This is a genomic window from Blastomonas sp. SL216 (assembly GCA_026625625.1).
Classification (GTDB): domain Bacteria; phylum Pseudomonadota; class Alphaproteobacteria; order Sphingomonadales; family Sphingomonadaceae; genus Blastomonas.
Window position 1 is genome coordinate 3506977 of sequence record CP113055.1, and the last position, 26339, is coordinate 3533315.

25 protein-coding genes are annotated in these 26339 nt (G+C 65.4%); 12 read left to right on the plus strand and 13 right to left on the minus strand.

Translation table 11 applies throughout. The annotated features are described in order from the left end of the window. Positions 1–32: 32 nt before the first annotated feature. Entirely contained in the window at positions 33–653 is a 621-nt protein-coding gene (locus OU999_16560; protein ID WAC23326.1) for a LysE family translocator, read from the minus strand. A 58-nt stretch (positions 654–711) separates the two neighbouring features. Here OU999_16560 and OU999_16565 point away from each other — a divergent pair, with 58 nt between their 5' ends. Together OU999_16565 and OU999_16570 are read left to right on the plus strand one after the other, a co-directional pair. Next, on the plus strand, positions 712–1197 hold the full coding sequence (locus OU999_16565; GenBank protein WAC23327.1) for a DUF2505 domain-containing protein: 486 nt from the start codon (positions 712–714) through the stop codon (positions 1195–1197). 21 nt (positions 1198–1218) lie between these two features. Beyond that, positions 1219–1623, plus strand: coding sequence for a GFA family protein (locus OU999_16570; protein ID WAC23328.1), 405 nt, complete (start codon positions 1219–1221; stop codon positions 1621–1623). Between the two features lie 13 nt (positions 1624–1636). Here the strand turns inward: OU999_16570 and OU999_16575 are convergent, their stop codons facing one another. Continuing rightward, positions 1637–2065 carry a cupin domain-containing protein gene (locus OU999_16575; GenBank protein ID WAC23329.1) on the minus strand — a complete coding sequence of 143 codons (429 nt, stop codon included), beginning with the start codon at positions 2063–2065 and terminating at the stop codon, positions 1637–1639. Beyond that, positions 2062–2886 (minus strand): SDR family NAD(P)-dependent oxidoreductase, encoded by an 825-nt coding sequence (locus OU999_16580; protein WAC23330.1) that lies wholly within the window; start codon positions 2884–2886, stop codon positions 2062–2064. Before OU999_16580 ends, OU999_16575 begins: the two co-directional genes overlap by 4 nt. A gap of 174 nt (positions 2887–3060) precedes the next feature. Here OU999_16580 and OU999_16585 point away from each other — a divergent pair, with 174 nt between their 5' ends. Then, positions 3061–4200, plus strand: coding sequence for a beta-ketoacyl-ACP synthase III (locus tag OU999_16585; GenBank protein WAC23331.1), 1140 nt, complete (start codon positions 3061–3063; stop codon positions 4198–4200). Positions 4201–4287: 87 nt separating this feature from the next. Next, entirely contained in the window at positions 4288–4659 is a 372-nt protein-coding gene (locus OU999_16590) for a VOC family protein (GenBank protein ID WAC23332.1), read from the plus strand. A gap of 151 nt (positions 4660–4810) precedes the next feature. Here OU999_16590 and OU999_16595 read toward each other — a convergent pair whose 3' ends face one another. From OU999_16595 to astD, 10 genes are all read right to left on the minus strand, one after another. Beyond that, positions 4811–6853 (minus strand): amidohydrolase family protein, encoded by a 2043-nt coding sequence (locus OU999_16595; GenBank protein WAC23333.1) that lies wholly within the window; start codon positions 6851–6853, stop codon positions 4811–4813. A gap of 120 nt (positions 6854–6973) precedes the next feature. Continuing rightward, positions 6974–7444 (minus strand): hypothetical protein, encoded by a 471-nt coding sequence (locus OU999_16600; protein WAC23334.1) that lies wholly within the window; start codon positions 7442–7444, stop codon positions 6974–6976. A gap of 243 nt (positions 7445–7687) precedes the next feature. Further along, the gene (locus OU999_16605; GenBank protein ID WAC23335.1) at positions 7688–8095 is read right to left on the minus strand and encodes a BLUF domain-containing protein; all 408 of its coding nucleotides are present in this window, start codon (positions 8093–8095) and stop codon (positions 7688–7690) included. An 84-nt stretch (positions 8096–8179) separates the two neighbouring features. After that, positions 8180–9013: a phosphoadenylyl-sulfate reductase gene (locus tag OU999_16610; protein ID WAC23336.1), complete on the minus strand. Its 834-nt coding sequence runs from the start codon at positions 9011–9013 to the stop codon at positions 8180–8182. Next, complete coding sequence (locus OU999_16615) at positions 9010–9447, minus strand: DUF934 domain-containing protein (GenBank protein WAC23337.1); 438 nt, start codon at positions 9445–9447, stop codon at positions 9010–9012. Before OU999_16615 ends, OU999_16610 begins: the two co-directional genes overlap by 4 nt. Beyond that, positions 9440–11074: a nitrite/sulfite reductase gene (locus OU999_16620; GenBank protein ID WAC23338.1), complete on the minus strand. Its 1635-nt coding sequence runs from the start codon at positions 11072–11074 to the stop codon at positions 9440–9442. The genes OU999_16615 and OU999_16620 overlap by 8 nt, the downstream gene beginning before the upstream one ends. Positions 11075–11094: 20 nt before the next feature. After that, positions 11095–11556 carry a hypothetical protein gene (locus OU999_16625; protein WAC23339.1) on the minus strand — a complete coding sequence of 154 codons (462 nt, stop codon included), beginning with the start codon at positions 11554–11556 and terminating at the stop codon, positions 11095–11097. A 5-nt stretch (positions 11557–11561) separates the two neighbouring features. Then, the gene (locus OU999_16630) at positions 11562–11852 is read right to left on the minus strand and encodes a DUF2849 domain-containing protein (protein WAC23340.1); all 291 of its coding nucleotides are present in this window, start codon (positions 11850–11852) and stop codon (positions 11562–11564) included. Next, a complete protein-coding gene (gene cobA, locus OU999_16635; protein WAC23341.1) occupies positions 11849–12646 on the minus strand; it encodes a uroporphyrinogen-III C-methyltransferase in 798 nt (265 codons plus the stop codon). Before cobA ends, OU999_16630 begins: the two co-directional genes overlap by 4 nt. Before the next feature lie 114 nt (positions 12647–12760). Continuing rightward, the gene (gene astD / locus OU999_16640; protein WAC23342.1) at positions 12761–14176 is read right to left on the minus strand and encodes a succinylglutamate-semialdehyde dehydrogenase; all 1416 of its coding nucleotides are present in this window, start codon (positions 14174–14176) and stop codon (positions 12761–12763) included. Positions 14177–14422: 246 nt separating this feature from the next. Between astD and OU999_16645 the strand changes: the two genes are divergently transcribed. The 8 genes from OU999_16645 (at position 14423) to nadA (ending at position 26336) form a co-directional block, all read left to right on the plus strand. Further along, positions 14423–19162 (plus strand): hypothetical protein, encoded by a 4740-nt coding sequence (locus OU999_16645; protein ID WAC23343.1) that lies wholly within the window; start codon positions 14423–14425, stop codon positions 19160–19162. Positions 19163–19188: 26 nt separating this feature from the next. Further along, the gene (locus OU999_16650; GenBank protein ID WAC23344.1) at positions 19189–19731 is read left to right on the plus strand and encodes a hypothetical protein; all 543 of its coding nucleotides are present in this window, start codon (positions 19189–19191) and stop codon (positions 19729–19731) included. A 99-nt stretch (positions 19732–19830) separates the two neighbouring features. Further along, positions 19831–21039: an O-succinylhomoserine sulfhydrylase gene (gene metZ / locus OU999_16655; protein ID WAC23345.1), complete on the plus strand. Its 1209-nt coding sequence runs from the start codon at positions 19831–19833 to the stop codon at positions 21037–21039. A gap of 216 nt (positions 21040–21255) precedes the next feature. After that, positions 21256–21627 carry a BlaI/MecI/CopY family transcriptional regulator gene (locus tag OU999_16660; GenBank protein ID WAC23346.1) on the plus strand — a complete coding sequence of 124 codons (372 nt, stop codon included), beginning with the start codon at positions 21256–21258 and terminating at the stop codon, positions 21625–21627. Further along, entirely contained in the window at positions 21624–23450 is a 1827-nt protein-coding gene (locus OU999_16665) for a hypothetical protein (protein ID WAC23347.1), read from the plus strand. Before OU999_16660 ends, OU999_16665 begins: the two co-directional genes overlap by 4 nt. 75 nt (positions 23451–23525) lie before the next feature. Then, a complete protein-coding gene (locus OU999_16670) occupies positions 23526–24425 on the plus strand; it encodes an MBL fold metallo-hydrolase (GenBank protein ID WAC23348.1) in 900 nt (299 codons plus the stop codon). Between the two features lie 49 nt (positions 24426–24474). Beyond that, entirely contained in the window at positions 24475–25245 is a 771-nt protein-coding gene (locus tag OU999_16675) for a hypothetical protein (protein WAC23349.1), read from the plus strand. A gap of 83 nt (positions 25246–25328) precedes the next feature. Further along, positions 25329–26336 (plus strand): quinolinate synthase NadA, encoded by a 1008-nt coding sequence (gene nadA, locus OU999_16680; GenBank protein ID WAC23350.1) that lies wholly within the window; start codon positions 25329–25331, stop codon positions 26334–26336. The last annotated feature ends 3 nt before the right edge of the window (positions 26337–26339 follow it).

Below are 26339 nucleotides of genomic sequence, written 5' to 3' on the forward strand. Positions count from 1 at the left end.
CAGATTACGGAGCGTGGGGGCGATGGTTCCCGTCAGGTTGTTGGCAGGTCAGTGGCCAGCAGGAACCAGATCGCGATTCCCGCCAGACCGATGGCCAGACCATGCCGGGTCCGCTCCATTCGCCCCGGCTGGCTGAGCAGCGGATGCATCTGCGCCGCCAGCATCACGATGGCGAGGTGCACTGCGGTGGCCACGAACACGCTGATCCCCGTCATCACCAGCCCATCGGCCAGGGTCGCGCCCTGCTTCGGCAGGAAGCGCGGGACGATGGCGACGTAGAACAGCGCCGCCTTGGGGTTGAGGATATTGGTGATCAGCCCCCGGCTGAAATAGCGCAGGGTCGAATCGTCAAAGGCGCGCGTCTGCGCTGGCGAAGTCTCCGCCTCGCCCCGCCATGTCTCCCAGGCCAGGTACAGCATGTACAACCCGCCCGCCCAGCGCAGCGCGTTCCAGATCATCGGGCTTGCCGCCACCAGCGCAGCGAGGCCGGCGGCCGCAGCGACGCCGATCAGCGCCAGGCCCAGCGCCACGCCCGCCAGCGCGGCCAGCCCCGCCTTGCGCCCCGCACCCAGCGTGAGCGCCGCCAGATAGGCCATATTGGGGCCGGGCGTCAGCTCGATCAGCAGCACGGTGGCAAGATAGCTTGTCAACATCGCCCGGCAGCCTAGTCTAACGCTGAAGAAGCGCAATCAGCGCAGCGAGGAGAAGCGGATGCTGAAACGCGAGGAAGAGCATGTCTTTGCCCAGGCCGTGGAGACCGTCGTCGCCAGCTGGACCGATGAGGCGTTTCTGGCCGCGATGATGGAGCGGCAGGGATCGCGCGATGTGGTCGTCACGGTCGATCGGCCCGGGCCCGGCGAAATCCATGTCGCGATCACCCGCCAGGTTCCGGTCGATGCGCCCGCAATGATCCGCGCGGTGATCGGGTCGTGGCTCAACCTGACCCAGCGCGATGTCTGGACGCAAGCGGCCGATGGCAGCTGGAGCGCGGTGCGCGATGCCAAGCCCAAGGGTCTTTCGGCAGAAGGCCAGTGCCTGCTGGCGCTGACCCCGCGCGAGGACGGCACCACCCATTGTGCAGCCAGCGTGTCGGTGCAATCGCGCGCGCCGATGGTCGCCGCCATGGTCGAGACATTGATGCTGGAAGACAGCACGCGCATGCTGCGGCAGGAATTTGCTGCTATCGACGCAGGATAACCGACAAAAGGGGAGAGAGGAATGACGACGACCGGAGGATGCCTGTGCGGGGCGGTTCGCTATGAGATCGAGGGCGATCCGCTGATGACTGCAGTGTGCCATTGCCGCAATTGCCAGAAACAGGCGGGCACCGCGATGTCGGTGCTGATCGGGGTCGCTGACGCGCAGCTCGCGATCACCGGCGAGCTCAAGACCTATGAGGACAAGGGCGAAAGCGGCGACCCGGTCTGGCGGCGTTTCTGCGGCAATTGCGGATCGCCGATCCTGTCTGATCTGCCCAGCCAGCAAGGGCTGCATTTCGTCAAGGCGGGTACGCTCGACGATGTGAGCGGGCTGGCCCCCAAGATGCACTTCTGGACGGTCAGCGCCCAGCCCTGGGTCCGCTATGCCGATGATGCGGTGAAGTTCGACAAGACGCCGGGGTGATCCGGTCGACCGTTCAACCCGGCTCCCAGCCCGGTTCGGCCAGCACGAAGCCGCTGAACTCGAACCCCGGCGAGACCATGCAGCTGACCAGCGCCCAGCCCTGATCGGCGCGCGCCGCCTGCCAGTGGCGCGGCGGAATGACGACCTGTGCCGTTTCTCCACCCAGGATGTCCGCGCCCAGTCGGTGCCAGGAAACCGGCCCCGCATCGCCTGGCGCATGGCCCAGCGCGATCGGGTGACCTGCATGCCAGCACCAGATCTCGGTCGCATCGACGGTGTGCCAGTGTGATCGCTGGCCATTGTCGAGCAGGAAATAGATCAGCGTCTCGCTCGCCCGGCCATCGGGGCCTGCGCCGCCGCGCCAGGTTTCGCGATACCAGCCGCCCTCGGGATGCGGTGTCAGCCCCAGCGTCTCGATCAGCGCGCGCGCCTCGTCGCTCATCCGGCCAGCTCCTCGTCGCGCTTTGCCGCCATCTGGCCACCCATCGCGGCGAGCGTCTCGAACAGCTTGAGCGGATCGTTCATCCGCAGCTTGGCGATCATGTCCTCAATTCCCTCGGCCACCAGGATTTCGGGTTCGCCCGCATCGATCGCCGCCAGGATTCGCGCGGCGCACTCGGCCGGGTCCATGCCGTTGGCGATGGCGCTGTCGGTGCGTCCGAAGGCACTGCCATCGCCAGCCAGCGCATTGGCGGACACCGCCGTGCGGATCGATCCGGGCAGCACAGTGTGCACCTTCAGCCCGTAATGCGCCTCCGTCTCTGATCGCAGCGCGTCGAGATAGCCGATCAGCCCGTGCTTGGCGGCGCAATAGGCGGTACGCAGCGGTACGCCGGCGCGGCCCGCGACCGAAGAGATGCCGATGATCATCCCCGATTTGCGGGCGGTCATGTGCGGCAGCAGCAACTGCGTCAGCCAGATCGGTGCAAGCAGATCGACCGCGATGATGCGGTCATAGACCTCGAGCGCGCTGTCCACCGCGAGCGCGCGCTGGCTGATCCCGGCATTGTTGACCAGGCCATCGACATGGCCCTGCCATGCAATTGCCTGTTCGACGATGGCAGGCAGCGCGTCCTTGTCGGTGGTCTCGAAGGGCAGCACCAGGCTTGCCGTCGGCAGCCGGTCGGCGACGGCCTGTAACGCATCGGTACGGCGGCCCGAAAGGATGATCGCAGCCCCTCGTGCAGCAAAGGCCTCTGCCAGCGCCTCGCCAATGCCCGATGATGCCCCGGTGATCCAGATGACCTTGCCCGAAAAATCCATGCGTCCTGCTCCTTGGTTGTTGGGTGTCATCAAAGAGCGGCAAGCGGCAAACCGCAAGCGGGAAAAGATCCCCCGCTATCGTCGGGCCGGATGCCGTCGCGGCCCTTGCCAAGGCCGTGTTGCAGCAGTAAGACGCCCACCCGCTCCAGCTATAGTGCAGGACCCTACGGATTCATGACTTCCGCTTATACCAATGCCCGCCCGGTCATCTCGGCCACCGGTCTGTTCACCCCCGCCGACAGCATCAGCAACGAAGAGCTGGTGGATAGTTTCAACGCTTATGTTGCGCAGCATAATGCGCAGCACGCCGCAGCAATCGCGGCGGGCGAAATGGCCGCGCTGCAGCCGAGCTCGGTCGAGTTCATCGAAAAGGCGAGCGGGATCAAGGCGCGAAAGGTGCTGTCCAAGGCGTCGATACTCGACGTTGATGTGATGTGCCCGCGCTTCGAGGAACGCCCCAACGAACAGATTTCGGTGCTGGCGGAGATCGGCGTCGCTGCCGCGCGCGATGCGCTGGAACGCGCGGGTCGCGACGCGAAGGACGTGGACGCTGTGCTGGTCGCCTGCTCGAATCTGCAGCGCGCCTATCCCGCCATCGCGATCGAGGTGCAGGACGCGCTGGGCATCGAGGGCTTCGGCTTCGACATGAACGTCGCCTGCTCGTCGGCCACGTTCGGCATCCAGACGGCGGCCGATTTCATCCGCGCCGGCAACGCGCGGTCGGTGCTGGTGGTCAGCCCTGAAATCTGCTCGGGCCATCTCAACTGGCGCGACCGCGACAGCCATTTCATCTTCGGCGATGTTGCCACCGCCGTGCTGGTTGAAGCCGCCGATTTCGCGCCTGCGGGCCATTGGGACATTCTGGGGACGCAACTCAAGACGCGCTTTTCGAACAACATCCGCAACAATTTCGGGTTCCTCAACCGCACCGCGCCCGACAGCCGCGATGCGGCGGACAAGCTGTTCGTCCAGGAGGGCCGCAAGGTGTTCAAGGAAGTCGTACCGATGGTGGGTGATCTGATCACCGATCATATCGCGCGGCTGGGGCTGGCACCCGAGCAGTTGCGCCGCCTGTGGCTGCATCAGGCCAATGCCGGGATGAATCGGCTGATCGCACAGCGCGTGCTGGGGCATGAGGCGAGCGAGGACGAAAGCCCGACCGTGCTCGACAGCTATGCCAATACCTCGTCCGCCGGATCGATCATCGCCTTCCATCTCAACAGCGAAGACCTGAAGCCCGGCGACACCGGCATCATCTGCTCGTTCGGTGCGGGCTATTCGGCCGGATCGGTGGTCATCCGCAAGGCGGCGTGAACACACGGCGGCAAGGGCTGACATCAAGCTTGTGACCTTCTCATGTTCCGGTTATGTTCGAATACTCACCGGTAGAGGAGGATGCAAATGATCGGCTATGTTACTCTGGGGACTAACGATATCGCGCGGTCGGCGCGCTTCTATGACGCAATTGCCGCCGAAATGGGTGTGGGTCGCATGATGGAATTTGATACCTACATCGCCTTTGGCGTACCCGGCGGCGCGCCCGGGGTGGCGGTCATCAAGCCGTTCGATGGCAACCCGGCCAGCGTCGGCAACGGCGTCATGGTGGCGCTCGAAGCGAGCGATCGGGACCAGGTGGACCGGATTCACAGCATCGCGCTGGCCCATGGCGGCAGCGATGAAGGCCTGCCCGGTCCGCGCGGCGATCAGGGCTTTTACGCCTGCTATTTCCGCGACCCGGACGGCAACAAGCTCAACGCGTTTGTCATGGGCTGAGGCGGCAGTCTGTCACCCCCCTACGCACGCATTGATATCTCCCGTCATTCCCGCGAACGCGGGAATCCCGCTTGTGCATCAGGCATGAAGCAGGCAGCGGGACCCCCGCCTTCGCGGGGGTGACGGCAAAGGCTGTTGCTATTTCCGCCCCTTATTTCGGCAGCTTCACCTTCGGCTTGGTGGCGAACGGCTTAATGCCGAATTCGGGATAGACCTCGCTCGGATAATAGAACACGCCATCCTTGGCGACCATGCGGATCGCCTTGATCGCCTTGAGGTCCTTGACCGGATCGCCCTGGATCAGGAAGAAGTCGGCAAGCTTGCCCTTCTCGATGCTGCCCAGCGACTGGTCCTGCTTGAGATACTGCGCCATGTCATAGGTGGCGCGGCGCAGGATCTGGGCGGGGGTCATCCCGGCCTTCTGGTACAGTTCCAGCTCGCGGTGGAAGGTGAAGCTGCCGCCCATGTCGGTGCCCGGGATCAGGAAGATGCCGGCTTCGTGCATCTTGCGGATGGTCGCGGCGATCTGGTCGAAGGCACCGCGATAGGCCTTGTCGTCGGCCGGGCTGGCAATCTTGGCCCAGGCCTGCTTGGCACTGCGCTGCACGCCCACCGGCATATGGTCGACATAATCGGTCATGCCGGGGTTGATGGTGCCGTTGCGCGACAGCAGCAGCGATTCATGGATGGCGAAGGTCGGATCGATCGTCACCTTGTTGTCGACCATCGCGCGGATGGTGGCGTTGACGCGGCCGCTGTTGAGGTCGAGCGACGGCAGCCGCTGCAGCGCGGTCAGGCGCAGCAGCGTGCGGGTATCCTCGCCCGGCTCCAGCACCCAGCCCAGCATTACCTGGTTGATATGCGTCATCTCGTCATAGCCCGCCGCGATCATCGCATCGGCGTTGGTAAAGGCGGGGACATGGCCCATCACATGCAGGCCCAGCGCCTTGGCTTCCTTGACCAGTGCCGGGATCCATTCGGGGTTCATGCTATTGTAGATCTTGATCGCCTGATAATCGCGCGCGGCATAGAAGCGCGCGGCGTCGATCGCCTCCTGCTGGCTGCTCACCAGCTTGCCGTTGTTCGAACTGAACGGGCTCTTGCCTTCGATAAAGCCCGATTTGGTGACGCGCGGCCCGGCGAGCACGCCGCTTTCGATCCGCTCCACCAGCCCGTCGAGCACGTCGATCTCGTTGCCCATGTCGCGCACCGAGGTGATGCCCGCCAGGATGTTGAGCATCGCGTCTTCCTGGCCGATATGCCCGTGCATCTCGTAAAAGCCGGGGACCAGCGTGCCGCCATCGCCATCGATGGTCACTTCGCCGGGCGTGGCGGGGCTGTTGGCCGGAAGAACGGCAGCGATATGGCGACCGCGCACCACGACGCTCCGGGGTTCGGTCAGCGTCATCGAGACCGGATCGAACACGCGCACATTGGTGATGCGCACGGGCGCCTTGTAATTGTTCGCCGCCTTGGCCTGCATCTTGACGAAGCGTTCGGTCGAATATTTGACCGCCAGGTCGCGCAGCTTGATGTCCTCGCCCTCGAAACCGCGGCGCACGAACACCGCGCGCGGGCTGATGGCGGCAAACAGAGCGCCCTTGTCGTCGAGCAGGAAATAGCCCGGATCAAGATCGGTGCCCGACAGCGCATAAGCCGTGACGGTCATCGCGCCGCCGGTCCCTGTCACCTGTACCTTTTCGAGTTCGGCCAGGCTGAGCGCTCCGCCGGGAAGGGCGGGGATAGTGCGGTCGTCATCGGCGAGCAGGGCGCGGGCATAAAGCCCTGCCGACCAGGGGCTGCCTTCCTGCGCGACATAGATCGCCTGGCCCTTGGGCTTGGCGGTGCCGCTGCCGGTCGAATCGGTCCAGCGCGCGGTACCGCGCTGCATCGTGAAGCTTTCGTTGATCGCATTGCCGAAGGTCGAGTTGCCGGTAATCTTCCAGGCGACCGGCATGCCCTTGGCATCCAGCTTCAGCTCTTCCTTCATGGTCGGGCCGCGGCCGTTGTTCTTGTAATCGTAATCGATCTTCACCGTGTCGCCGCTGCGCACGACATCGAGATGCCCGACCTTGGTGCCGCCGATGATGACGGTAAAATTCTCGGTTGCATCCTGCGCCAGTGCGGGCGTGCACAGGGGGGCGATCGCCAAAGCGAGAGCAATCGAACCGAATTTGAGTGAGCGAGCGGCCACGGCCTGTCCTTCCCTGCGAAGATTTTTATCTGCGCAGACAATGGGCTAGCGGGCGCGGGATGGCAAGCTTGGCGCGGTCCAAAATCCTCCCCCGGCCTGGCCGGGGGAGGATTGGAAAGCTCAGCCTGCGGGCGTGCCGGTGGCGATGCTGAGTTCCGCCATCAGCGCGTTGCGGTCTTCAGCGGCGACGGCGAGCACGTGATCGCGCACCTCATCCGCGCGGCGTGCCAGCGTGTTGCTGACCTGCTCCTTGCCCTGCGCGCAGCGGCCATTGGTGGAACCTTCGATCAGCTTGGCGGGGACCAGCGTGCGCACGACATGGCTGCCCTGGCCTGTCGGAGCCTGGAGATGCCGCTCGACCGAGATTTCGGCTTTCCACATGCAGCGCGCGGTGCTGGGCCGGTTGGGGGTCATGTTGCCGACCTGGCGATAGCTGACCATGGTCCTGGGCTGATAGACGGCAGTGATCTCGCGTTCGCCATGCGGGACATTCACCTGATGGCGAATGTCCTGGAATTCGGAAGCGCTGGCGGGGAGAGCAAGTCCTGCGACTGACAGAGCCGCGATGGTTGCGGCCTTTATGTTTTTCATTTGCTTGTCCTTTCCAATGGATGGTGCATTGGTCGGGATACGCGGGGTAGTTTGATCGATTGACCGGGCCGAAAGCCCGGGATGGTGCGCATCCCGTAGCAGTCCGACATCACGCAGCATTTTCATCATGCTGCGCCAGAGGGGCCCGGCCTGCTAAGCTTAAAATGGGATGAACATCATGGCCTGTCAACCGCCTGGCAAGAGAGGTTCATGCTGCGCAGCAATAGACGCAGTCTATGCCCTTCATAGCTGGCGGGCAAAGGCCTGCAGTTCCGCCTTCAGATTGGGGTGTGCTGCGGCAGACAAAGCGCAGATGTCTTCGTAGAGATCGGCACTGCTGCTCTGCGATCCGTCGCGGAAGGCCATCGACCATGCGCCAAATTCGCGCCGTTCCACCCGTTTGCGGCTCAGCACAACCTGCGCCCGGTGGCGGGGATCGCGCCGGATACGCTCAAAGGTCTGCTCGACTGCATCTGCGGGGCCTTCCAGAACCTGCAGAAAGCGCTTGCCGTTGAACATCAGCAGGCCGGTAATCCCCTGACGCGTATTATTGCGCCGAGCTGATGCCAGAATTGACGACAGCTCCACAGTCTCCCTTGGAGAAAGCGTGCTGATGTACAGAATCTGCTCAAGGGCGGGTTCAGCGGACATGCCCCATGACTGCAGGGTCAGGGTTAAAAAGCCCTGAACATTAGGATGAATACTCCAAACGCATGTACTGTTTATTGATGCGGCTCAGAATACGGGGTCGTTTGCACCATCATCACTGTCGAGGCCCGGCAGCGGCGTCACTTCGCTGTGGATGCCGCATTCGGTCTTGTCCCAGCCCTTCCAGCGGCCGGAACGCGGGTCCTCGCCCGGTGCCACCTTGCTGGTGCACGGCGCGCAGCCGATCGAGGGATAGCCCTGCGATTCGAGCGGATGGCGCGGCAGGTCGTGCTCGGCGAAATATCCGTCGAGCATCTCCTTGGTCCAGCTGGCGAGCGGATTGATCTTGAAGCGGCCCTGCGCGTCGCTGGTGTCGATCTCGAATCGCGGCAGGCCCTGGCGGGTCGCGGACTGGAAGCCCTTGCGACCGGTGATCGAACCGTCATAGCCCAGCAGCGCCTTGGCGAGCGGGCGCACCTTGCGGATCTCGCAGCAGCCATCGGGGTCATAGGACCAGCGCAGGCCGTTTGCGTCCTGTCCGGCCAGTTCCTGCTCGTCGGGCGCCAGCAGGATCAGGTTGGTCAGCCCCAGCCGTTCGACCAGAGTGTCGCGATAGGCCAGGGTTTCGGGGAAATGCTTGCCGGTATCCAGGAACAGCACCGGCAGCGCCGGGTCCACCACCGCGATCATGTGCAGCAGCACCGCGCTTTCCGCGCCGAAGGACGAGACAATGGCGAGATCGCCGACCAGACCGTCCCGGATGACGGTGCGCATCATTTCGGCGGTGTCGGTACCCCGGAACATGTGGTTGAGCCGGATCGCATCGCTTTCGGTGAAGCGCGGCTTCGGGTCGATGCGGTCGCGCTGGCGCGGCGCGGCGGCGGTGACGGGCGGCTGCGGGTTGATCTCGGTCTGCTTCATGATGCCACCTGATGACGCTTGGCCCAGATCGCGGCGACGCCGTCGCTGGTCTTCTGGTAGAATTCGGGGAAGAAGCCCTCGGCCGCCTTCACATCGTCCGGGTTGAGCGGCCGGTTCGGGGCAAAGCTGTCAAAGCCGCAGCGGCGCAGGAACACGAACTGGTCGACCAGCACGTCGCCGACCGCGCGCAGCTCGCCCGCATAGCCCGCCTCGCGCAGGATCTGTGCGCTGGAAAACCCGCGGCCATCGCCAAAGCTGGGAAAGTTCACCTCGACGAGCCGTAGCTGATCGAGATGCGGCAGCAAGGCGCGCACGTCCTCGCCCGGCTCGATGCGGACGGCGGCCGAGTTGGTCCCGGCGGCGAAATCGGCCAGCGCGACGGCGGCGTCGGAGACAGCGGGCTCGCCGCGATAGATGATCTGTACCTCAGCCATAAAGCGCCTCCTTGAACGGCTCCATGCCGATGCGGCGATAGGTGTCGACAAAGCGCTCGCCCTGTTCGCGCGCGCCAAGATAGACATCAGTCACGGTTTCGACCGCCTTGACGATGCCGTCCTCGTCAAAGCCGGGGCCGACGATCTTGGCGATCGACACGTCCTCCGCAGCTGATCCGCCGAGCAGCAGCTGATAGTTTTCCACGCCCTTCTTATCGACGCCCAATATGCCGATATGCCCGGCATGGTGATGGCCGCAGGCGTTGATGCAGCCGGAAATCTTGAGCTTCAGCTCGCCAAGGTCCCGCTGCTTGCCGGTATCGGCAAAGCGCTCGGATATCTTCTGCGCCACCGGGATCGAGCGGGCATTGGCGAGGCTGCAATAATCCAGGCCGGGGCAGGCTATCATGTCGCCGATCAGGTCGAGATTGGCGGTGGCCAGGCCTGCTGCATCCAGCTTCTGCCAGATGGCGTGGAGATCGGCCTTGCGGACATGCGCCAGCACGATGTTCTGGGCATGCGTCACGCGCAGCTCGTCAAAGGCATAATCGCGCGCCAGCTCGGCCATCAGGTCGATCTGCTCGGCAGTCGCATCACCGGGAATGCCGCCGGTGGGCTTCAGGCTGATCGTCAGCGACGCATAGCCGGGCACGCGGTGCGGATGCGTGTTCTGATCGACCCAGACGGCGAAGTCGGGGTCCGAACGGTCGATCGTGTCGCTGAGGCCCTGGTCGAAGGCAGGGTCGGCGAAATAGGCGCTGATGCGCTCCAGCTCGGCGACCGGGGGATTGAGCCCCAGCGTCTTCATGTGCGCGAATTCTTCCTCGACCTGACGGATATATTCCGCAGCGCCCAGTTCATGCACCAGGATCTTGATGCGCGCCTTGTACTTGTTGTCCCGGCGACCATGGCGATTGTAGACGCGCAGGCACGCCTCGGCATAGCTGATCAGCTCTTCGATCGGCACGAATTCGCGGATCATCGGCGCGATCATCGGGGTGCGGCCCATGCCGCCGCCTGCGAAGAATTTCGCGCCGAGCACGCCATCTGCGTTCTTCACCAGCTCGATACCGATATCGTGCAGCCGCATGGCCGCCCGGTCGCTGGGCGAGGCGATCACCGCGATCTTGAACTTGCGCGGCAGCAGCTGGAATTCCGGGTGGAAGGTCGACCACTGGCGCAGCAGTTCGGCCCAGGGGCGCGGATCGGCAATCTCGTCGGCCGCAGCGCCTGCAAACTGGTCCGAGCTGATGTTGCGGATGCAGTTGCCGCTGGTCTGGATCGCGTGCATTTCCACGGTTGCCAGCTCGGCGAGAATGTCGGGTGCGTCCTCCAGCTTGATCCAGTTATACTGGATGTTCTGCCGCGTGGTGAAATGGCCATAGCCCTTGTCGTACTTGCGCGCGATATGCGCGAGCATGTGCATCTGCCGCGACGACAGGGTGCCATAGGGAATGGCGACTCGCAGCATATAGGCGTGCAGCTGCAGATAGAGGCCGTTCTTCAGCCGGAGGTGACGAAACTCCTCCTCGGGCAGGCTGCCATCAAGCCGGCGGCGCACCTGGTCGCGAAACTCCGCGACGCGCGCATCGACCATTGCCTGGTCATATTGGTCGTACTGATACATCTCGTATCCTTCTCAAAAATTCAAACCTGTGCGGCAAAGCCGCGCACAGCCACGACGTCCAGCCGCTGGCTGCCGACGATCCGGCCCAGCTGTGCCAGTCCCTGGCCATCGATCAGCACCGTCTTGTGGCCCGTGCGGATCGCTTCGAAGCCCTTGGCCGTGGCCGGGTCTTCAAAGCCCGTCGCGGTCGGATAGCCCACCGACATGGCATAATCCCATGGCTCGAAACCGGTCTCGGCGCGGGCCAGCCAGAAGCCGGTGAACAGCCCCTGGTCGAGCGCTTGCTGGTCCATCACCAGCCAATTGGCGGCGAGGAACTGGCCCAGAGCGTCGCCCTTGCCGGGAAGCGCCTTGAGCAACGTCTGTTCGACCACCACCGTGGTGCGTGGGGGCGCTGCGACCGCCGGAACGCCCACCAGGCCGCCACCCAGCGCGGCGATGCCGGCAAGGCTGGTGGTCAGGGTCTGGCGACGTGAAAGCATCGGGATCAAACCTTCACGATCGGGATGCTGGTGTTGATGGCGAGGTCCGGGCGCACGGTCGGGCCAAAGGCGCGGACGCGTTCCTTGATGTGCAGCGGCATCGGGCCCTGCTCGGTCTGGCGGCCGTCGACGACATAGGGCACGTTGACGCGGCGCGCGGCTTCCTCGCGCTTGAGGATCGCCTCGGCCTCGTCGCCTGCATCGACACTTTCCGCCAGATGGCGCGACCAGCGGGTATCGCCCGCCCACCAGATGACGTCTCCGGTCTTCAGGTCGTTACCGGTCAGGATTTTCATGCAATCGGCTCCAGATGCTGGGCAAACAAGGTCGGAAGGCAATCGGTGGCGCGCGCGCGGGTGACGACATCGCCGATGACGATCAGCGCCGGGCTGACCACAGCTTCGCGCGCGATCATCGGGCCAAGATCGGTCAGCAGCGTGCGCAAGGTGCGCATATCGGCGCGGGTGCCCTTTTCGAGCACCGCCACCGGGGTGTCGGGCGACAGGCCATCGGCGATCAGCTTTTCGGCAATCGCATCGCCGGTGGCAACGCCCATATAGATGACCAGCGTGCGGCCCTTGCCTGCCAGGCCCGACCAGTCCTGTTCGGTCAGTCCCTTGCACTGGCCCGCAACAAAGGTGACGGCGCTGGCCAGATCGCGATGGGTCAGCGGCAGCTGCGCGGCGGCTGCGGCACCATTGGCGGCGCTGATGCCGGGGATGACTTCGACCGCGACACCGGCGGCGCGGCAATCGTCCACCTCTTCGCCACCACGGCCGAAGATGAACGGATCGCCGCCCTTCAGCCGCACGACATCATGGCCCGCACGGGCCTGTTCGATCAGCAGTGCGTTGATATCCTGCTGCGGCAGCGTATGGCGCGCGCGCTGCTTGGCGACCGAGATCAGCTGCGCATCGGGCCGCGCCAGGGCGAGGATCGCATCATCGACCAGGCCATCATGCACGATCAGCCGCGCGCGCGAAATGATCCGTGCCGCCTTGACGGTGAGCAGATCGGGATCGCCGGGGCCTGCGCCGACCAGCCAGACGGTGCCGGACGGGCGATTGGGGGATGCGTGCGGGTGCGTCATGCCGTTGGTCCTTTCCAACGGTGCATCTGGTCCGTGCGCGGTGCAGTTGCAAAGCAGAACCCCTTTTGCGGGGGTTAGATTTGCTTTTGTGACGGAGGTGGAACCCGCTCTGGCTCAGTCCGATTTCAGCCCGATGCCGATGGTGGCGCGCGGCTGTTCCATCTCGTTCGACACCACCGGATAGGCGCAATAGTCGGCGGCATAATAGGCGCTGGGCCGGTGATTGCCGGACAGGCCGACGCCGCCGAACGGGGCCTTGGACGACGCGCCGTTGGTGGGCCGGTTCCAGTTGACGATGCCCGCCCTGATGTTCGCCCAGAACTGCTTGTAATGCTGCGGGCTGCCGCCCACCAGCGCTGCGGACAGCCCGAAGCGGGTGTTGTTGGCCTCTGCCACCGCTTCCTCGAACGTGCTCACCTTGATCACCTGCAACAGCGGTCCAAACAGCTCGACATCGGGGCGGTCCCTGACGTTGGTGACATCGATGATCGCGGGCGACAGGAAGGGCAGCTTGTCGTCGAGCCGCACCAGATGCTTGATCACCCGGCCGCCATTGCTGAGGAAATAGAGGAAGCTCTCGGTCAGCCCGTCGGCGGTGGGATTGTCGATGACCGGGCCCATGAACGGCTGCGGATCGTCGAACGGCTTGCCCACGACCAGCCGGTCGGCGAGCTTCTTGGTTTCCGCAATCACCGCGTCGTAAAGGGTATCGCGCACGATCAGCCGGCTTGCGGCGGAACAGCGCTGTCCCGCCGAGGTAAAGGCAGACTGGATGATCAGCGCGGCGGCATCGGCAATGCACGGCGTGTCCCAGATGACCATCGGGTTGTTGCCGCCCATTTCGAGCGCGACGATCTTGTCCGGGCGCGCAGCCAGCGTGCGGTTGATCGCGATGCCCGTGGTGGCAGAGCCGGTGAACAGCACGCCATCGACATCCTCGTGCACGACCAGCGCCTTGCCTTCGTCCGCGCCGCCGATCAGCAGCCGCACGACGCCTTCGGGGATGCCGGCCTGGTGCATGCATTCGACCAGCATCGCGCCGACAGCGGGCGTCTTTTCCGATGGCTTGAACACCACGGCGTTGCCCGCGATGAGCGCGGGGATGATATGGCCATTGGGCAGGTGCGCAGGGAAATTATACGGCCCCAGCACCGCCATCACGCCATGCGGCTTGTGCCTCAGCGCCATCGTACCGCCCAGCGCGCTGTCCAGCTTGCGCTGCGAGGTGCGCTCGGCATAGGCGGCGACCGAGATATCGACCTTGGCAACGACCGATTCCACCTCGGTGCGCGATTCCCAGATCGGCTTTCCGGTTTCGCGCGCAATCAGCTCGGCCAGTTCCTCTGACCGGGCGCGCACCTGATTGGCGAAGCGGCGGCACAGCTCGATCCGCTTGGTGACCGCCATGGCCACCCATTCGGGAAAGGCCGCGCGGGCCTTGGCGACTTCAGCATCGACATCGCCATGCGGGCCTGACCAAAGTCGGGCACCGGTTGCAGGCTCGAAGGAGACAAGTTCAGGCAATTTCACGCTTTCTGGCGAGCAGTTGATGACCGCATGTGCTGACCCTGCGCCCCGATAGCAAGGATTATGCGCTGCGTAAAACCGTTGCACGGTGTCATGACAAAATTGTGGCGATTTCGAGGGCTTGCGCCGTGGCCCTGCTCTGCTAGGCTTCGACTCGGCTGGTTAATGACCACTCGGCGAACGGGGTCGCATGAGTAGAATTTGACGCCGGGGGCAAACCCGCCTTGTCAGTGAGCAAGGAGCGGTCCCATGAAAACTTTCCCCAACAACGCAAAGGCGTTGCGTGCAACGCTGTTTATGGCGTCCAGCGCCGCCGCCATCGCTATCGCGAGCCCGGCTTATGCCGATGGAACCGCGCCTTGCAACGTGAATGCGGGGCCTGATGGCATCGCGGGCAACGCCGATGATGTGTTTGAATCGACCGAATGTGGTGTCGGCGCCGTCTCCAGCGCGCCCGGATCCACAGCCGTCGGCAACCAGAGCCGTGCCTCGGGCAGTTTCAGCGCGGCCATCGGCGCGCGGTCGGTCGCTTCGGGGGTCCAGGCATCGGCGCTTGGGGCCGCAGCCACGGCTTCGGGCAGCTTCTCGACCGCGGTTGGCACCTTTGCCACCGCATCCGGGCTGCAGTCGCATGCATTTGGAGATTCGGCGGCAGCGTCTGCGAGTTTTTCCGTCGCCATCGGTACCGGCGCAGTGTCGTCATCGACAAGCAGCATTGCCATCGGCGCCGGTTCGACAACCGCCACGATCGGCAGCACCCCTTCGGGTGCAGCGTCCTTCGGGACTGCGGTCGCCATCGGCAATGCCGCCAGGGCTACGCAGGAAGACGCGGTGGCGCTGGGTGATTTCGCCAATGCCTCGGGCTTCCATGCAACGGCGATTGGCGGGGAATCGGTGGCCTCGGGCGTTGGCTCCCAGGCCTTTGGCTGGCAGGCCAATGCTTCGGGCCGCACCGCTGTTGCGGTCGGTCATCAGGCCAATGCCGCAGGGCTTGAGGCGACATCGGTCGGCAAGAGCACGCTCGCCGGCGGTGCCAATGCCACGGCGATGGGCAGCCGGGCCAATGCGGCGGGTATCAGCTCGGTCGCGATCGGTAACGGCGCGGTAACGGCGGACGGCACCACGCCATCGGGCGCGGCCTCGACCGGAACCGCGGTCGCCATCGGCAATCTTTCCAAGGCAACGGCGGAAGATGCCGTTGCGCTGGGTGACCTTGCCAATGCTTCGGGCTTCCATGCAACGGCGATCGGCGGCGAGTCTGTCGCCTCGGGCGTCGGTTCGCAGGCCTTTGGCTGGCAGGCCAACGCGTCGGGTCGCACGGCGGTCGCGGTCGGGCATCAGGCCAATGCCGCCGGGTTCGAGGCAACCTCGGTCGGCAAGAGCGCACAGGCAGCGGGGACCAATGCTTCGGCTCTGGGCAGCCGCGCCAATGCCTCGGGCGTCAATTCGCTGGCAGCGGGCAATGCCGCTGCTGCTGCCGGGATCAATTCGGTCGCCATCGGCAATGGCGCGGTGACGGCAGATGGCACCACGCCCTCGGGCGCGGCCTCGACCGGAACAGCGGTCGCCATTGGAAATGCAGCCCAGGCAACCAACGAGGATGCTGTGGCGCTCGGCGATCTCGCCAACGCATCGGGCTTCCATGCGACCGCGATCGGCGGTGAATCGGTGGCCTCGGGCGTCGGCAGCCAAGCGTTCGGCTGGCAGGCCAATGCTTCGGGCCGCACCGCGCTCGCAGCGGGCCACCAGGCCAATGCCGCCGGTTTCGAAGCGACCTCGGTCGGCAAGAGCACCCAGGCGGGCGGCGCGAATGCAACCGCTGTCGGCAGCCGGGCGAATGCGGCAGGGATCAGCTCGGTCGCCATCGGCAACAATGCCGTGACGGCAGACGGCACCACGCCTTCGGGCGCTGCGTCGCTGGGCACGGCCGTCGCCATCGGCAATGGCGCGCGCGCGACGGCAGAAGATGCTGTCGCGCTGGGCGACCTCGCCAATGCCAGCGGTTTCCACGCGACCGCGATCGGCGGCGAATCGATCGCCTCGGGCGTCGGCAGCCAGGCCTTTGGCTGGCAGGCCAACGCATCGGGCCGCACCGCTGTCGCGGTTGGCCACCAGGCCAATGCCGCAGGGCTTGAGGCGACTTCGGTCGGCAAGAGTGCGCAGGCGGGCGGGGCCAATGCCACGTCGCTGGGCAGCCGGGCGAATGCCGCTGCCGATAACAGCGTGGCGTTGGGCAATGCGGCCAGCGCCACGGCGGCCAACTCGGTCGCTCTGGGTTCGGGATCGGTCGCAAATCGCGCCAATACAGTTTCGGTCGGCGCTGCTGGCGCAGAACGGCAGATCACCAATGTTGCAGCCGGCACCGCGCTGACCGATGCGGTCAATCTGGGTCAGCTCAACGCGGTGGCCGCCACCACGACCGCCAACGCGACCCGGCTGAACTATTTCGCGGTCAACAGCAGCCAGGCTGGCGCGACCGCCACCGGGGCTTCGGCGATTGCGCTGGGCGACAATGCCACGGCAGATGGCGTCGACGCGCTGGCGATCGGCGGTGACGATGCGGGTACCGGTGCACGCGCCATCGGCAATTCCACCGTCGCCATCGGCGGCGAGGCCGATGCCATCGGACTGGCCGCAACCGCCTTTGGCTGGCGCGCCAATGCCGGGGCTGAACGCGCGCATGCGCTCGGCCATCTCGCCAATGCCACAGGCGTGCGTTCGCTTGCCGTGGGTGAGGCCGCCAATGCCACGGCGCTGACCTCGGTCGCGGTCGGCAATCAGGCGAGCGCCACCGACGAGGATGCGGTCGCCATCGGTGACCTCGCCAATGCCAGCGGCTTCCATGCCACAGCGGTCGGCGGCGAATCGGTAGCATCCGGTCGCGGCGCGCAGAGCTTCGGCTGGCAGGCAGTCGCCTCGGGTGATCTCTCGCTGGCGGCGGGCCATCAGGCCCAGGCGACCGGCGTTCGCTCGACCGCGGTCGGCAAGAGCGCGGTGGCATCGGCCACCAACTCGGTCGCCATCGGCAACCAGGCCACCACCAACAGCACCAACGCCGCATCGCTCGGCACCTCGGTCGCCATCGGCAACCTGGCCAGCGCGGGGGATGAGGATTCGGTCGCGATCGGCGACCAGGCCAATGCCAGTGGCTTCCACGCGACGGCCGTGGGCGGTGAGGCGGTCGCATCGGGCCGGGGATCGCAGACCTTCGGCTGGCAGGCGCGTGCCACCGGCGAGCTTTCGCTGGCGGTCGGCCACCAGGCCGTGGCTGGCGGCGTGCGTTCGCTGGCGCTGGGCAAGAGCGCCACGGCCAGCGGCGATTTCTCGATCGCGATCGGCAACCTGGCCTCGACCGGCGCCTTTACCAACTCGATCGCCATCGGCAACGGATCGCTCGCCACCGCGAACAACCAGTTCGTGTTTGGCGCGGCCAATCACAGCTATCGCTTTGCCGGGCTGGCAGGCATCGTTCCGGCGGGGCAGCAGTTCTTCCTGACGATCGACTCTGCGGGCAATCTGATCGCGGTGGCTTCGGCACCGCCGGGGTCCGGCATCGGTACCGGTGTTGACAGCACCCAGGTCGGCGTCGGCGCTCGCGCCAGCGCGGAAGACGCGGTTGCGGTCGGCAATGGTTCGGTCGCCAGCGCTCCCGATGCCACCGCTATCGGAACCGATGCCCAGGCGCTCAGCCCCGGGGCAACCGCGATTGGCGCAGGTGCGATCGCTTCGGGCTCGACCGCGGTCGGAACCGATGCGCAGGCAATCGGCGCGGGATCGGCAGCCTATGGCTCGAACTCGCGGGCGACCGGCGCACGGTCGATTGCAATCGGTGAGGATGGTGACGATGCGGACGGCCTCGGCGCGGTGGCTTCCGCAACGGGTGCGATTGCGATCGGCAACGATGCGCGTTCCACCGGGGTCGAAGCCGTCGCCATGGGCCTCAGCGCATCGGCCACGGCCGCAAATGCCACCGCGATCGGCGGCAGGGCGGCTGCGACCGGGCAGGGTGCGACCGCGTTCGGATGGCAGGCAAATGCGGTGGCGGAACGTGCCACAGCACTCGGTCATCTGGCCAATGCGACCGGTGTGCGTTCGACAGCGGTCGGCTCGTCGGCCACATCCTCTGGTGAGGTGAGCGTGGCGATGGGCAATTTGTCGGTCGCCAGCGGCACCAATGCGGTCGCCATCGGCAACACCGCGATTGCCAGCGGCGGCGATGCGATTGCCATTGGCGGCAACCGCGACGGCGCATCGGGCCGGGCGACCCAGGCCACCGGCGCATCGACCACGGCTGTCGGCGGCCAGGCACTGGCCACGGCCACGGCGGCAACGGCCTATGGCTGGCGGTCGGAAGCGACGGCGGAGCGGGCAACGGCTCTGGGCCATCTCGCCGTCGCATCGGGCGTCCGCTCGGTCGCGGTGGGCGAGGCGGCTGTCGCCTCGGGCGCTGGAGCTATTGCTATCGGCAACCAGACCTCCGCCGCCTTTGCCAACTCGGTCGCGATCGGCAATGGCGCCGTTGCCAACCGTGCCAACCAGATCAAGCTGGGCGGCACGGGCAGCTCTGTCACCATCGGTGATCTGGCGGCGAGCACCGCGGCGCAGACCGGCAACACCTCGATCGTCACCACCGATGCCAGTGGCACGCTGGGGGCAGGTCCGGCGGTCAATTCGTTCGCCACGGCCAGCCAGTTCAACACGCTGACCGGCCAGGTGAACACCCTGTTTGACCTCACCGAGATCAACCGGCGTGCGATCAACCGGGCCAACGAGGGCGTGGCGATGGCGCTGGCGATGGAATCGCCCGCGCTGCCCGCAGGCACCAACTTTGCACTGTCGGGCGGCGTCGGCTATTATGAGGATCAGGCCTCGCTGACCATGGCGATCACCGCCCGGGTCGGGGAGAATGCTTCGGTTTCCGCCGGTATCGGTACCGGTTTCAACAGCGGTTCGGTGGGCGCACGCGGCGGCTTCCAGATCGCCTGGTAAGGCCAGACCTTCTGACAAGGAATGCTATGCACTTTCTGAACCTTCGGCCGGGGCGCTTTGCCCCGGCCTTTTTGCTTGCTGCGCTGCTGGCGTCCGTGCCCCAGGCTGCGCTCGCCCAGGGCGTTCCCCAAGCTGCGCAGCCGCCGATCTCGGTCGAGCCGGTGCCCAGCGAGCTGGAGCTGGCCAAGCTGCTCTGGTCGACGATGACCGCGGTGCACCACGCCAATCTCTCGGGCAATTATTCGGTGCTGCGCGATATTTCCTCGCCCGGCTTTCAGGTGGTGAACAATGCCGCGCGGCTGGGCGAGATTTTCGCCAGCATCCGCGAGAGCCGGGTGGACCTGTCCAACGCGCTTCTGCTGGCCCCCACCTATACCGAACCGCCATCGGTGGTGGAGCCTGGCGTCATCCGCGTTCGCGGCTATTTCGGGCTTCGGCCCACCGCGATCTTCTTCGATTTCTTCTTTCAATGGGTGGAAGGGCGCTGGCGGCTGCACGGGGTGTCGATCAGCCCGCAGGCGATAGCGTCGGAAGAAGCACCCGAACGGGGACGCACCTCGACCCGCTGACACGGCTGCTTGACCGGGGCGCACATTCCGGCTTCCCCCGGCCCGAAACCGCGCGCATATAGCGCCCGGTTTCCTTATCGCAGATCATAGGCCAAGACGATGAAGCGCAATTCCGGACAAGACCCCGCCATCACCAGCCGCTGGCGTCCCGCCACCCGCGCGATCCGCGGTGGCACCGCGCGCAGCGAATTCGGCGAGACTTCCGAAGCGCTGTTCCTGACCTCGGGCTATGCCTATGACTGCGCCGAAGATGCCGCCGCGCGGTTCAACGGCGAACAGGCCGGCATGACCTATAGCCGGTTGCAGAATCCCACGGTCGAGATGCTGGAAAAGCGCATCTCGCTGATGGAAGGCGCAGAGGCAACGCGCTGCATGGCGAGCGGCATGGCGGCAATGACGGCGGCTTTGCTCTGCCAGCTGCAGATGGGCGATCATGTGGTCGCCAGCCGCGCGCTGTTCGGTTCGTGCCGCTGGCTGACCGACAGTTTGCTGCCCAAGTTCGGCATCGAGACCACGATCATCGATGGGCGCGAGCTCGATCAGTGGGAGGCGGCGATCCGTCCGAACACCAAGGTGTTCTTCTTCGAAACGCCCGCCAACCCGACGATGGACATCATCGACCTCAAGGCGGTGTGTGACATCGCCCGTGCGCGTGGCATTACCAGCGTGGTCGACAATGCCTTTGCCACCAATGTGCTGCAGCGGCCGATGGAATTTGGCGCGGATGTCGTCGCCTATAGCGCCACCAAGATGATGGACGGCCAGGGCCGCGTGCTGGCTGGCGCGGTTTGCGGTACCGATGATTTCATCAACAACACGCTGCTGCCGTTCACCCGCAACACCGGCCCGACGCTGAGCGCGTTCAACGCCTGGGTTGTGCTCAAGGGTCTGGAAACGCTGGACCTGCGCATCCGCCGCCAGAGCGAAAATGCGCTCAAGGTGGCAAGCTTCCTGGAAGGCCGGGTCGAGCGGGTCAACTATCCGGGCCTGCCCAGCCATCCGCAGCACAATCTCGCGATGGCGCAGATGGAAGCCGCCGGGCCGATCTTCTCGCTCTATGTCGGCGGCGGCCGAGCCCGCGCCCATGCACTGCTCAACGCGCTCGAGCTGGTCGATATCTCGAACAATATCGGCGATTCCCGCTCGCTGATGACGCATCCCAGCTCCACCACCCACCACGGCCTGGGCGAGGAAGCGCGGCTGGCCGTCGGCATCACCGAGGACATGCTGCGGCTCAATGTGGGGCTCGAGGATGTCGAGGACGTGATCGAGGATCTCGACCGGGCACTGGGCAAGGCGGGGCTCTAAGCCTTTCACTGTCCGGCAGGAGCTACCCCCAACCCCTCCCTTTCGGGGAGGGGAGCAGGTTGCGCAAATGGACAATCCTCACGCGTTCCCCTCCCTGAAAGGGAGGGGCTGGGGGTGGGTAGGCGGCTGCAACCCGACCGCCGCACGAAAACCGTTTACACGCGTAGTCGTTTCGATTACACCCGTAGTCGAACGCTATAAGGGTAAGGTGATTCGATGGCTCCCGAACGGATCAGTGATGCAGAACATGCGGTGATGGAGGTGCTGTGGCAGCGCGCTCCGTTGACCGCGACGGAGGTGGCGGACGCCCTGGCCGATGCGCGCGAATGGTCGCTGCAGACGGTCAAGACGCTGCTGTCGCGGCTCACCAACAAGGGCGCGGTGTCCTATGACCAGGACGGCCGCCGTTATCTCTACAGCCCCATATTGGAGCGCGAGGATTATGTCGGCGATGAATCGCGGCGGTTGGTCGATCGCCTGTTCGGCGGCCGGGCCGCGCCGCTTATCGCGCATCTGGCAGAACAGCAGAAATTCACGGCGGAGGACCTGGCCGAGATCGAGCGGCTGATCGGGGAGTTGAAGTCATGACCGGGGAATGGCTCTCACTGGACGGGATGTCCGATTTCGCGCACGGCGTGTCCGGGCAATGGCTGGTCGATACGCTGATCGTCACCGCCGCGCTGATGGCCCTGGTGCTGGTGCTGCGCCGCCCGGTGGCCAAGCATTTCGGCGCTGAAATGGCCTATGCGCTGTGGGCTATCCCGCTCGCCAGGCTGTTCATGCCGCCGCTCACCCGCACCATCGAGGTGCAGATGACCGAACCCGCCGTGCCTGAAATGGCCGATGGCGCAAGCGCCATCATCCCCGCAGCCGTCGCTGCCGCCCCTGCCGACGCGATGCCCGATCCCGGTCTGGTCCAGAACCTGCTGGCCGATACCGACTGGTTCGCGCTGGGGGTGACGGTGTGGCTGTGCGGCGCGGCGATCTTCCTGATCGCGCAGCTGTCCGCCTATCTGCAGAACCGGCGCGAGCTGCTGGAGGATGCAGTCGAAGTCTCGCGCATCGACGATATTCGCGTGATCGAGATTGCAGGCATTGCAGGCCCGTTCGCCTTTGGCTTGTGGAAGCGTTACATTGCGCTTCCCATCGGCTTTACCCGCGATTTCAATCCGGTCGAGCGTGAGCTGGCGCTGGCGCACGAACGCAGCCACCACCGCGCGGGCGATCTCTGGGCCAATTTCGCGGCGCTTGGCATGCTGTCGCTGCACTGGTTCAACCCCATAGCCTGGATGGCCTGGCGTGCCTTCCGCTTCGACCAGGAGGCGGCCTGCGATGCCCGTGTGCTGCGTCGCCGCACCAGCGCCGAACGCATGGCTTATGCCCGCGCCATCGCCAAGGCCGCGACCGGGCAGACGCTCGCCTTTGCCAGCCCGCTCAACCCCAAGGACAAGATCGTGGAGCGCCTGAAGATCATGAAGCAGACTGAAACCTCACGCGGCCGCAAATGGCTGGGTGGTACCCTGATCGGCTCGGGCCTGATCACCGCGATGGCGATGACCGCAACGGTCAGCTACGCGATCCAGCCGGTGGAGCCTGAAACGCCCGAAGCGCCGCGCGCACCTGACGCACCTGAAGTGCCTGATGCACCGGAAGCGCCTGACGCTCCCGAAGCTCCCTCGGTTGAGGTCGATGACGGCGTCTATGTGTACAAGCTGCGCCGCGACGATGGAAAGCAGGTCGTGCTGCGCCTTAACCGACCCGCGCGCCAGAAGGAACTCGACCGGATGGCCGTCGATGCGGAACGCTCGCGTGCCGATGCGGAATGGGCGATGATAGAAGCGGATCGCGCGCGTGCCGAAGCTGATCGGGCCGCAAGCCAGGCTGATCGGGCTGCAGCAGAGGCGGAGCGCGATCGCGCCCGGGCCATGGCGCGCGCCTCGCGAGTTATCGTGCGCACCGGGAAGCCCGGCGACAATGTGATCGAGCTGGGTGAGCGGCACACGCTTCGCATCCAGACCACCGATTGCGACGGGAAGTCGAAGTCCGCCGCGTTCATGACCCAGACCGAAACCCGCGATGGCCAGGTGACGCGCACCAAGGTCGTCACCTGCGGCCAGGTAATGCCCGACGAGGCGGAAATCGCGGCGCAGATCGAGCGGGGCATGGCTGAAGGTCGCAAGTCGATGGAGCGCGCCCGCGCCGAAATCCGCCGCAACCCCCATCTGAGCGCCAGCGAGCGTGCCGAGGCCCTGCGCGGCATTGACGAAGGTTTGCGCGAAATGCGTGCAGGCCTGGCCGAAGCGCGCCGCGACATGCGTCGTGACATGGCAGAGGCCCGGCGCGAAATGAGCAGGGTTCCGGCCCCGCCCGAAGCGCCCGAACCGCCCGCTCCTCCGGCGCGGACCTGGTGACAATGCGATGGGGCTGCGCGGCAAAAGTTGCGCAGCCCCTTTCGTTTCCGGGCCATTGGTGCCACCTAGGGCCACATGGAACTGCCTGCTGATCTGCCCACCGGCCTTGCCGAGACGCTCGAACCGCTTGTCCGCCGCGTGCTGGCCGGCAATCCCTCGCCCTTCACCTATACCGGCACCCAGACCTATGTCGTGGGCAGCGGGGCCGATGTCGCGGTGATCGATCCGGGCCCGGCAGAGCCCGACCATATCGAGGCGATCCTGGCAACCGTGGGCGATGCGCGCATCGCCGCGATCATGTGCACCCATACGCACCGCGACCACAGCCCTGCCGCGGCACCGCTCAAGGCGCGGACGGGCGCGCCGATCATCGGCTGTGCACCGTTGATGCTGTCCGATGATGGCCCGCGATCGGACGAGGCGTTCGATACCAGCTATGCGCCCGACAGGGTGCTGGCCGATGGCGAACGCGTCTCGGGCGAAGGCTGGACGATCGAGGCGGTGGCGACGCCCGGCCATACCAGCAACCATCTGTGCCTGGCACTGGCCGAAAGCGGCGCCTTGTTCACCGGCGATCATGTCATGGGCTGGTCGACCAGCGTCATCTCGCCGCCCGATGGCGACATGGCCGCCTATATGGCGAGCCTCGCCAAATTGCAGGAGCGCTCCGACCGCATCTATTATCCCGCGCATGGCCCGGCGGTGGAAAATCCCGCGCAGCTGGTGCGCGGCATGATGGGCCATCGCAAGCAGCGCGAACGCCAGGTGCTGCGCCAGCTCGAGGCGGGGCCGCAGACCATCGCCGCGATGGTGCCTGAGATGTACAAGGGCATAGACAACCGGCTCTACGGCGCGGCCGGCCGATCGGTGCTCGCGCATCTGATCGACCTGGAACATCGCGGCGCTGTGGCGCGCGATGGCGAGCTCTGGCAGCTATCGGCCAGCGCGCTCGAACCTGCAAACAGCGTTTCGTAAACCCGCCGCATCGCGCTATGCTCCTGCCGGGTCCGGGGGGAGTCGAAACATGGCAACTGTGGCGTTTGCAGCCCGCTCGGGAAACCGGGCCAATCGTTTTTATGCCTATATGGCACTGGCAATGCTGCTCCTGGTGCTGGCAGGGTTCAGCGGCAACTGGCTGAGGGGCTTTTCCACCTTTGCCGCGCCGCCGCTGATCCATTTCCATGCGATCGTGTTCATGGGATGGATAGTGCTGTTCACCACACAGGCCTGGCTGGCCTACAAGGGGCCGCCGGGCGCTCACCGGCTGCTGGGGCGCCTGTTGGCAGGCTGGCTGCTGCTGATGGTCGTCAGCGGCCTTTGGGTTCTGGCCTTCATGGCGCAGAACGGGCGCACACCGTTCTTCTTTCAGCCGCAACTGCTGCTGGTGGCGGATTCCGTTAACATGATCGGGTCCATTGCGGTGGTGCTGGCGGCGCTGGCACTGCGCGGCAAGCCGGAATGGCACATGCGGTTGCAGCTTTGCGCTACCTCCAGCCTCATCGCGCCGGGCATCGGCCGGCTGCTGCCCATGCCGTTCATGATCCCCTGGTCGTGGCAGATAGCTCTGGTGGTGACGGCGATCTTTCCGCTGATCGGCATGGCGCGCGACAAGCGCGTGATCGGCCGGGTGCACCCGGCCTGGTATTGGGGGCTCGCCTCGGTGATCGTGCAGCTCGCGCTGGTTCAGCTCATCACGTTCTCGCCCCTGGGCGATGCGATCTATGCCTGGGTCGTGGCAGGTTCGCCGGGAGAGGCCATTTCCGGCCTTGCATTTCCGCCACCGCCCCCGATGTAACGGGCCATCGATCAATTGCCCTCGGCCCGCCCCGCGTCTAGGGAAGGGGAGAGGGCATTGGTGCCCCGTGTTGAGGAACTGCCATGACTGCACAACCCCGCGAAAACCTTTCCGGCCTGGACCTGCGCGCCGAGATCGACCGGCTGCGCAAGGAGAAGAACGCGGTCATCCTGGCGCATTATTACCAGAAGCCCGAGATTCAGGATCTCGCTGATTTTGTCGGGGATTCGCTGGAGCTGTCGCGCATCGCGGCGGAGACCGATGCCGATGTGATCGCCTTTTGCGGCGTCAAGTTCATGGCGGAAACCGCCAAGATCCTCTCGCCCGACAAGATCGTCATCCTGCCCGACATGGACGCGGGCTGTTCGCTCGAGGACAGCTGCCCGCCGGACAAGTTTGCCGCGTTCCGCGCGCAGCACCCTGACCATATCGCGCTGACCTATATCAACTGCTCGGCCGCGGTGAAGGCGCTGTCCGACATCATCGTGACATCGTCGTCGGCGGAAAAGATCCTCAGCCAGATCCCGGCGGACCAGAAGATCATCTTCGGCCCCGACAAGCATCTGGGCGGCTATCTGCAGCGCAAGCTGGGCCGCGAGATGCTGTTGTGGCCGGGCGTGTGCATCGTCCACGAGGCGTTCAGCGAGACCGAACTGCTCAAGCTCAAGGCGCAGCATCCCGATGCCCCGGTGGCGGCGCACCCGGAATGCCCGCCGCATATCCTGGACCATGCCGATATGGTGGGTTCGACCAGCGCGATCCTGAAATTCGCCAAGGAAACGACCAGCGAAACCGTGATCGTGGCGACCGAGCCGCACATCATCCACCAGATGGAAAAGGCGGTGCCCGAAAAGACGTTCATCGGCGCGCCGGGGGCGGACGGCAACTGCAACTGCAACATCTGCCCGTACATGGCGCTCAACACGATGGAAAAGCTCTATGTCGCGCTGCGCGATCTGGAGCCGCGCATCGAGCTGGACGAGGAACTGCGCATCAAGGCGAAGAAGTCGCTCGACCGGATGCTCGAAATGGCGAGCAGCACGGTGGGCCAGGGCGATCTGGGCCGCCCCGATCTTGCGCATCAGGGCTGATTA

Coding starts and splice junctions, on each gene's coding strand:
- OU999_16605 (WAC23335.1), bottom strand. CDS start 8,095: ATGTCCGCTGAACCCGCCCTTGAGCAGATTCTGTACATCAGCACGCTT.
- OU999_16570 (WAC23328.1), top strand. CDS start 1,219: ATGACGACGACCGGAGGATGCCTGTGCGGGGCGGTTCGCTATGAGATC.
- OU999_16585 (WAC23331.1), top strand. CDS start 3,061: ATGACTTCCGCTTATACCAATGCCCGCCCGGTCATCTCGGCCACCGGT.
- OU999_16560 (WAC23326.1), bottom strand. CDS start 653: ATGTTGACAAGCTATCTTGCCACCGTGCTGCTGATCGAGCTGACGCCC.
- OU999_16610 (WAC23336.1), bottom strand. CDS start 9,013: ATGAAGCAGACCGAGATCAACCCGCAGCCGCCCGTCACCGCCGCCGCG.
- OU999_16620 (WAC23338.1), bottom strand. CDS start 11,074: ATGTATCAGTACGACCAATATGACCAGGCAATGGTCGATGCGCGCGTC.
- OU999_16670 (WAC23348.1), top strand. CDS start 23,526: ATGGAACTGCCTGCTGATCTGCCCACCGGCCTTGCCGAGACGCTCGAA.
- OU999_16645 (WAC23343.1), top strand. CDS start 14,423: ATGAAAACTTTCCCCAACAACGCAAAGGCGTTGCGTGCAACGCTGTTT.
- nadA (WAC23350.1), top strand. CDS start 25,329: ATGACTGCACAACCCCGCGAAAACCTTTCCGGCCTGGACCTGCGCGCC.
- OU999_16615 (WAC23337.1), bottom strand. CDS start 9,447: ATGGCTGAGGTACAGATCATCTATCGCGGCGAGCCCGCTGTCTCCGAC.
- OU999_16650 (WAC23344.1), top strand. CDS start 19,189: ATGCACTTTCTGAACCTTCGGCCGGGGCGCTTTGCCCCGGCCTTTTTG.
- cobA (WAC23341.1), bottom strand. CDS start 12,646: ATGACGCACCCGCACGCATCCCCCAATCGCCCGTCCGGCACCGTCTGG.
- OU999_16580 (WAC23330.1), bottom strand. CDS start 2,886: ATGGATTTTTCGGGCAAGGTCATCTGGATCACCGGGGCATCATCGGGC.
- OU999_16600 (WAC23334.1), bottom strand. CDS start 7,444: ATGAAAAACATAAAGGCCGCAACCATCGCGGCTCTGTCAGTCGCAGGA.
- metZ (WAC23345.1), top strand. CDS start 19,831: ATGAAGCGCAATTCCGGACAAGACCCCGCCATCACCAGCCGCTGGCGT.
- OU999_16565 (WAC23327.1), top strand. CDS start 712: ATGCTGAAACGCGAGGAAGAGCATGTCTTTGCCCAGGCCGTGGAGACC.
- OU999_16625 (WAC23339.1), bottom strand. CDS start 11,556: ATGCTTTCACGTCGCCAGACCCTGACCACCAGCCTTGCCGGCATCGCC.
- OU999_16590 (WAC23332.1), top strand. CDS start 4,288: ATGATCGGCTATGTTACTCTGGGGACTAACGATATCGCGCGGTCGGCG.
- OU999_16665 (WAC23347.1), top strand. CDS start 21,624: ATGACCGGGGAATGGCTCTCACTGGACGGGATGTCCGATTTCGCGCAC.
- OU999_16575 (WAC23329.1), bottom strand. CDS start 2,065: ATGAGCGACGAGGCGCGCGCGCTGATCGAGACGCTGGGGCTGACACCG.
- OU999_16630 (WAC23340.1), bottom strand. CDS start 11,852: ATGAAAATCCTGACCGGTAACGACCTGAAGACCGGAGACGTCATCTGG.
- OU999_16675 (WAC23349.1), top strand. CDS start 24,475: ATGGCAACTGTGGCGTTTGCAGCCCGCTCGGGAAACCGGGCCAATCGT.
- OU999_16660 (WAC23346.1), top strand. CDS start 21,256: ATGGCTCCCGAACGGATCAGTGATGCAGAACATGCGGTGATGGAGGTG.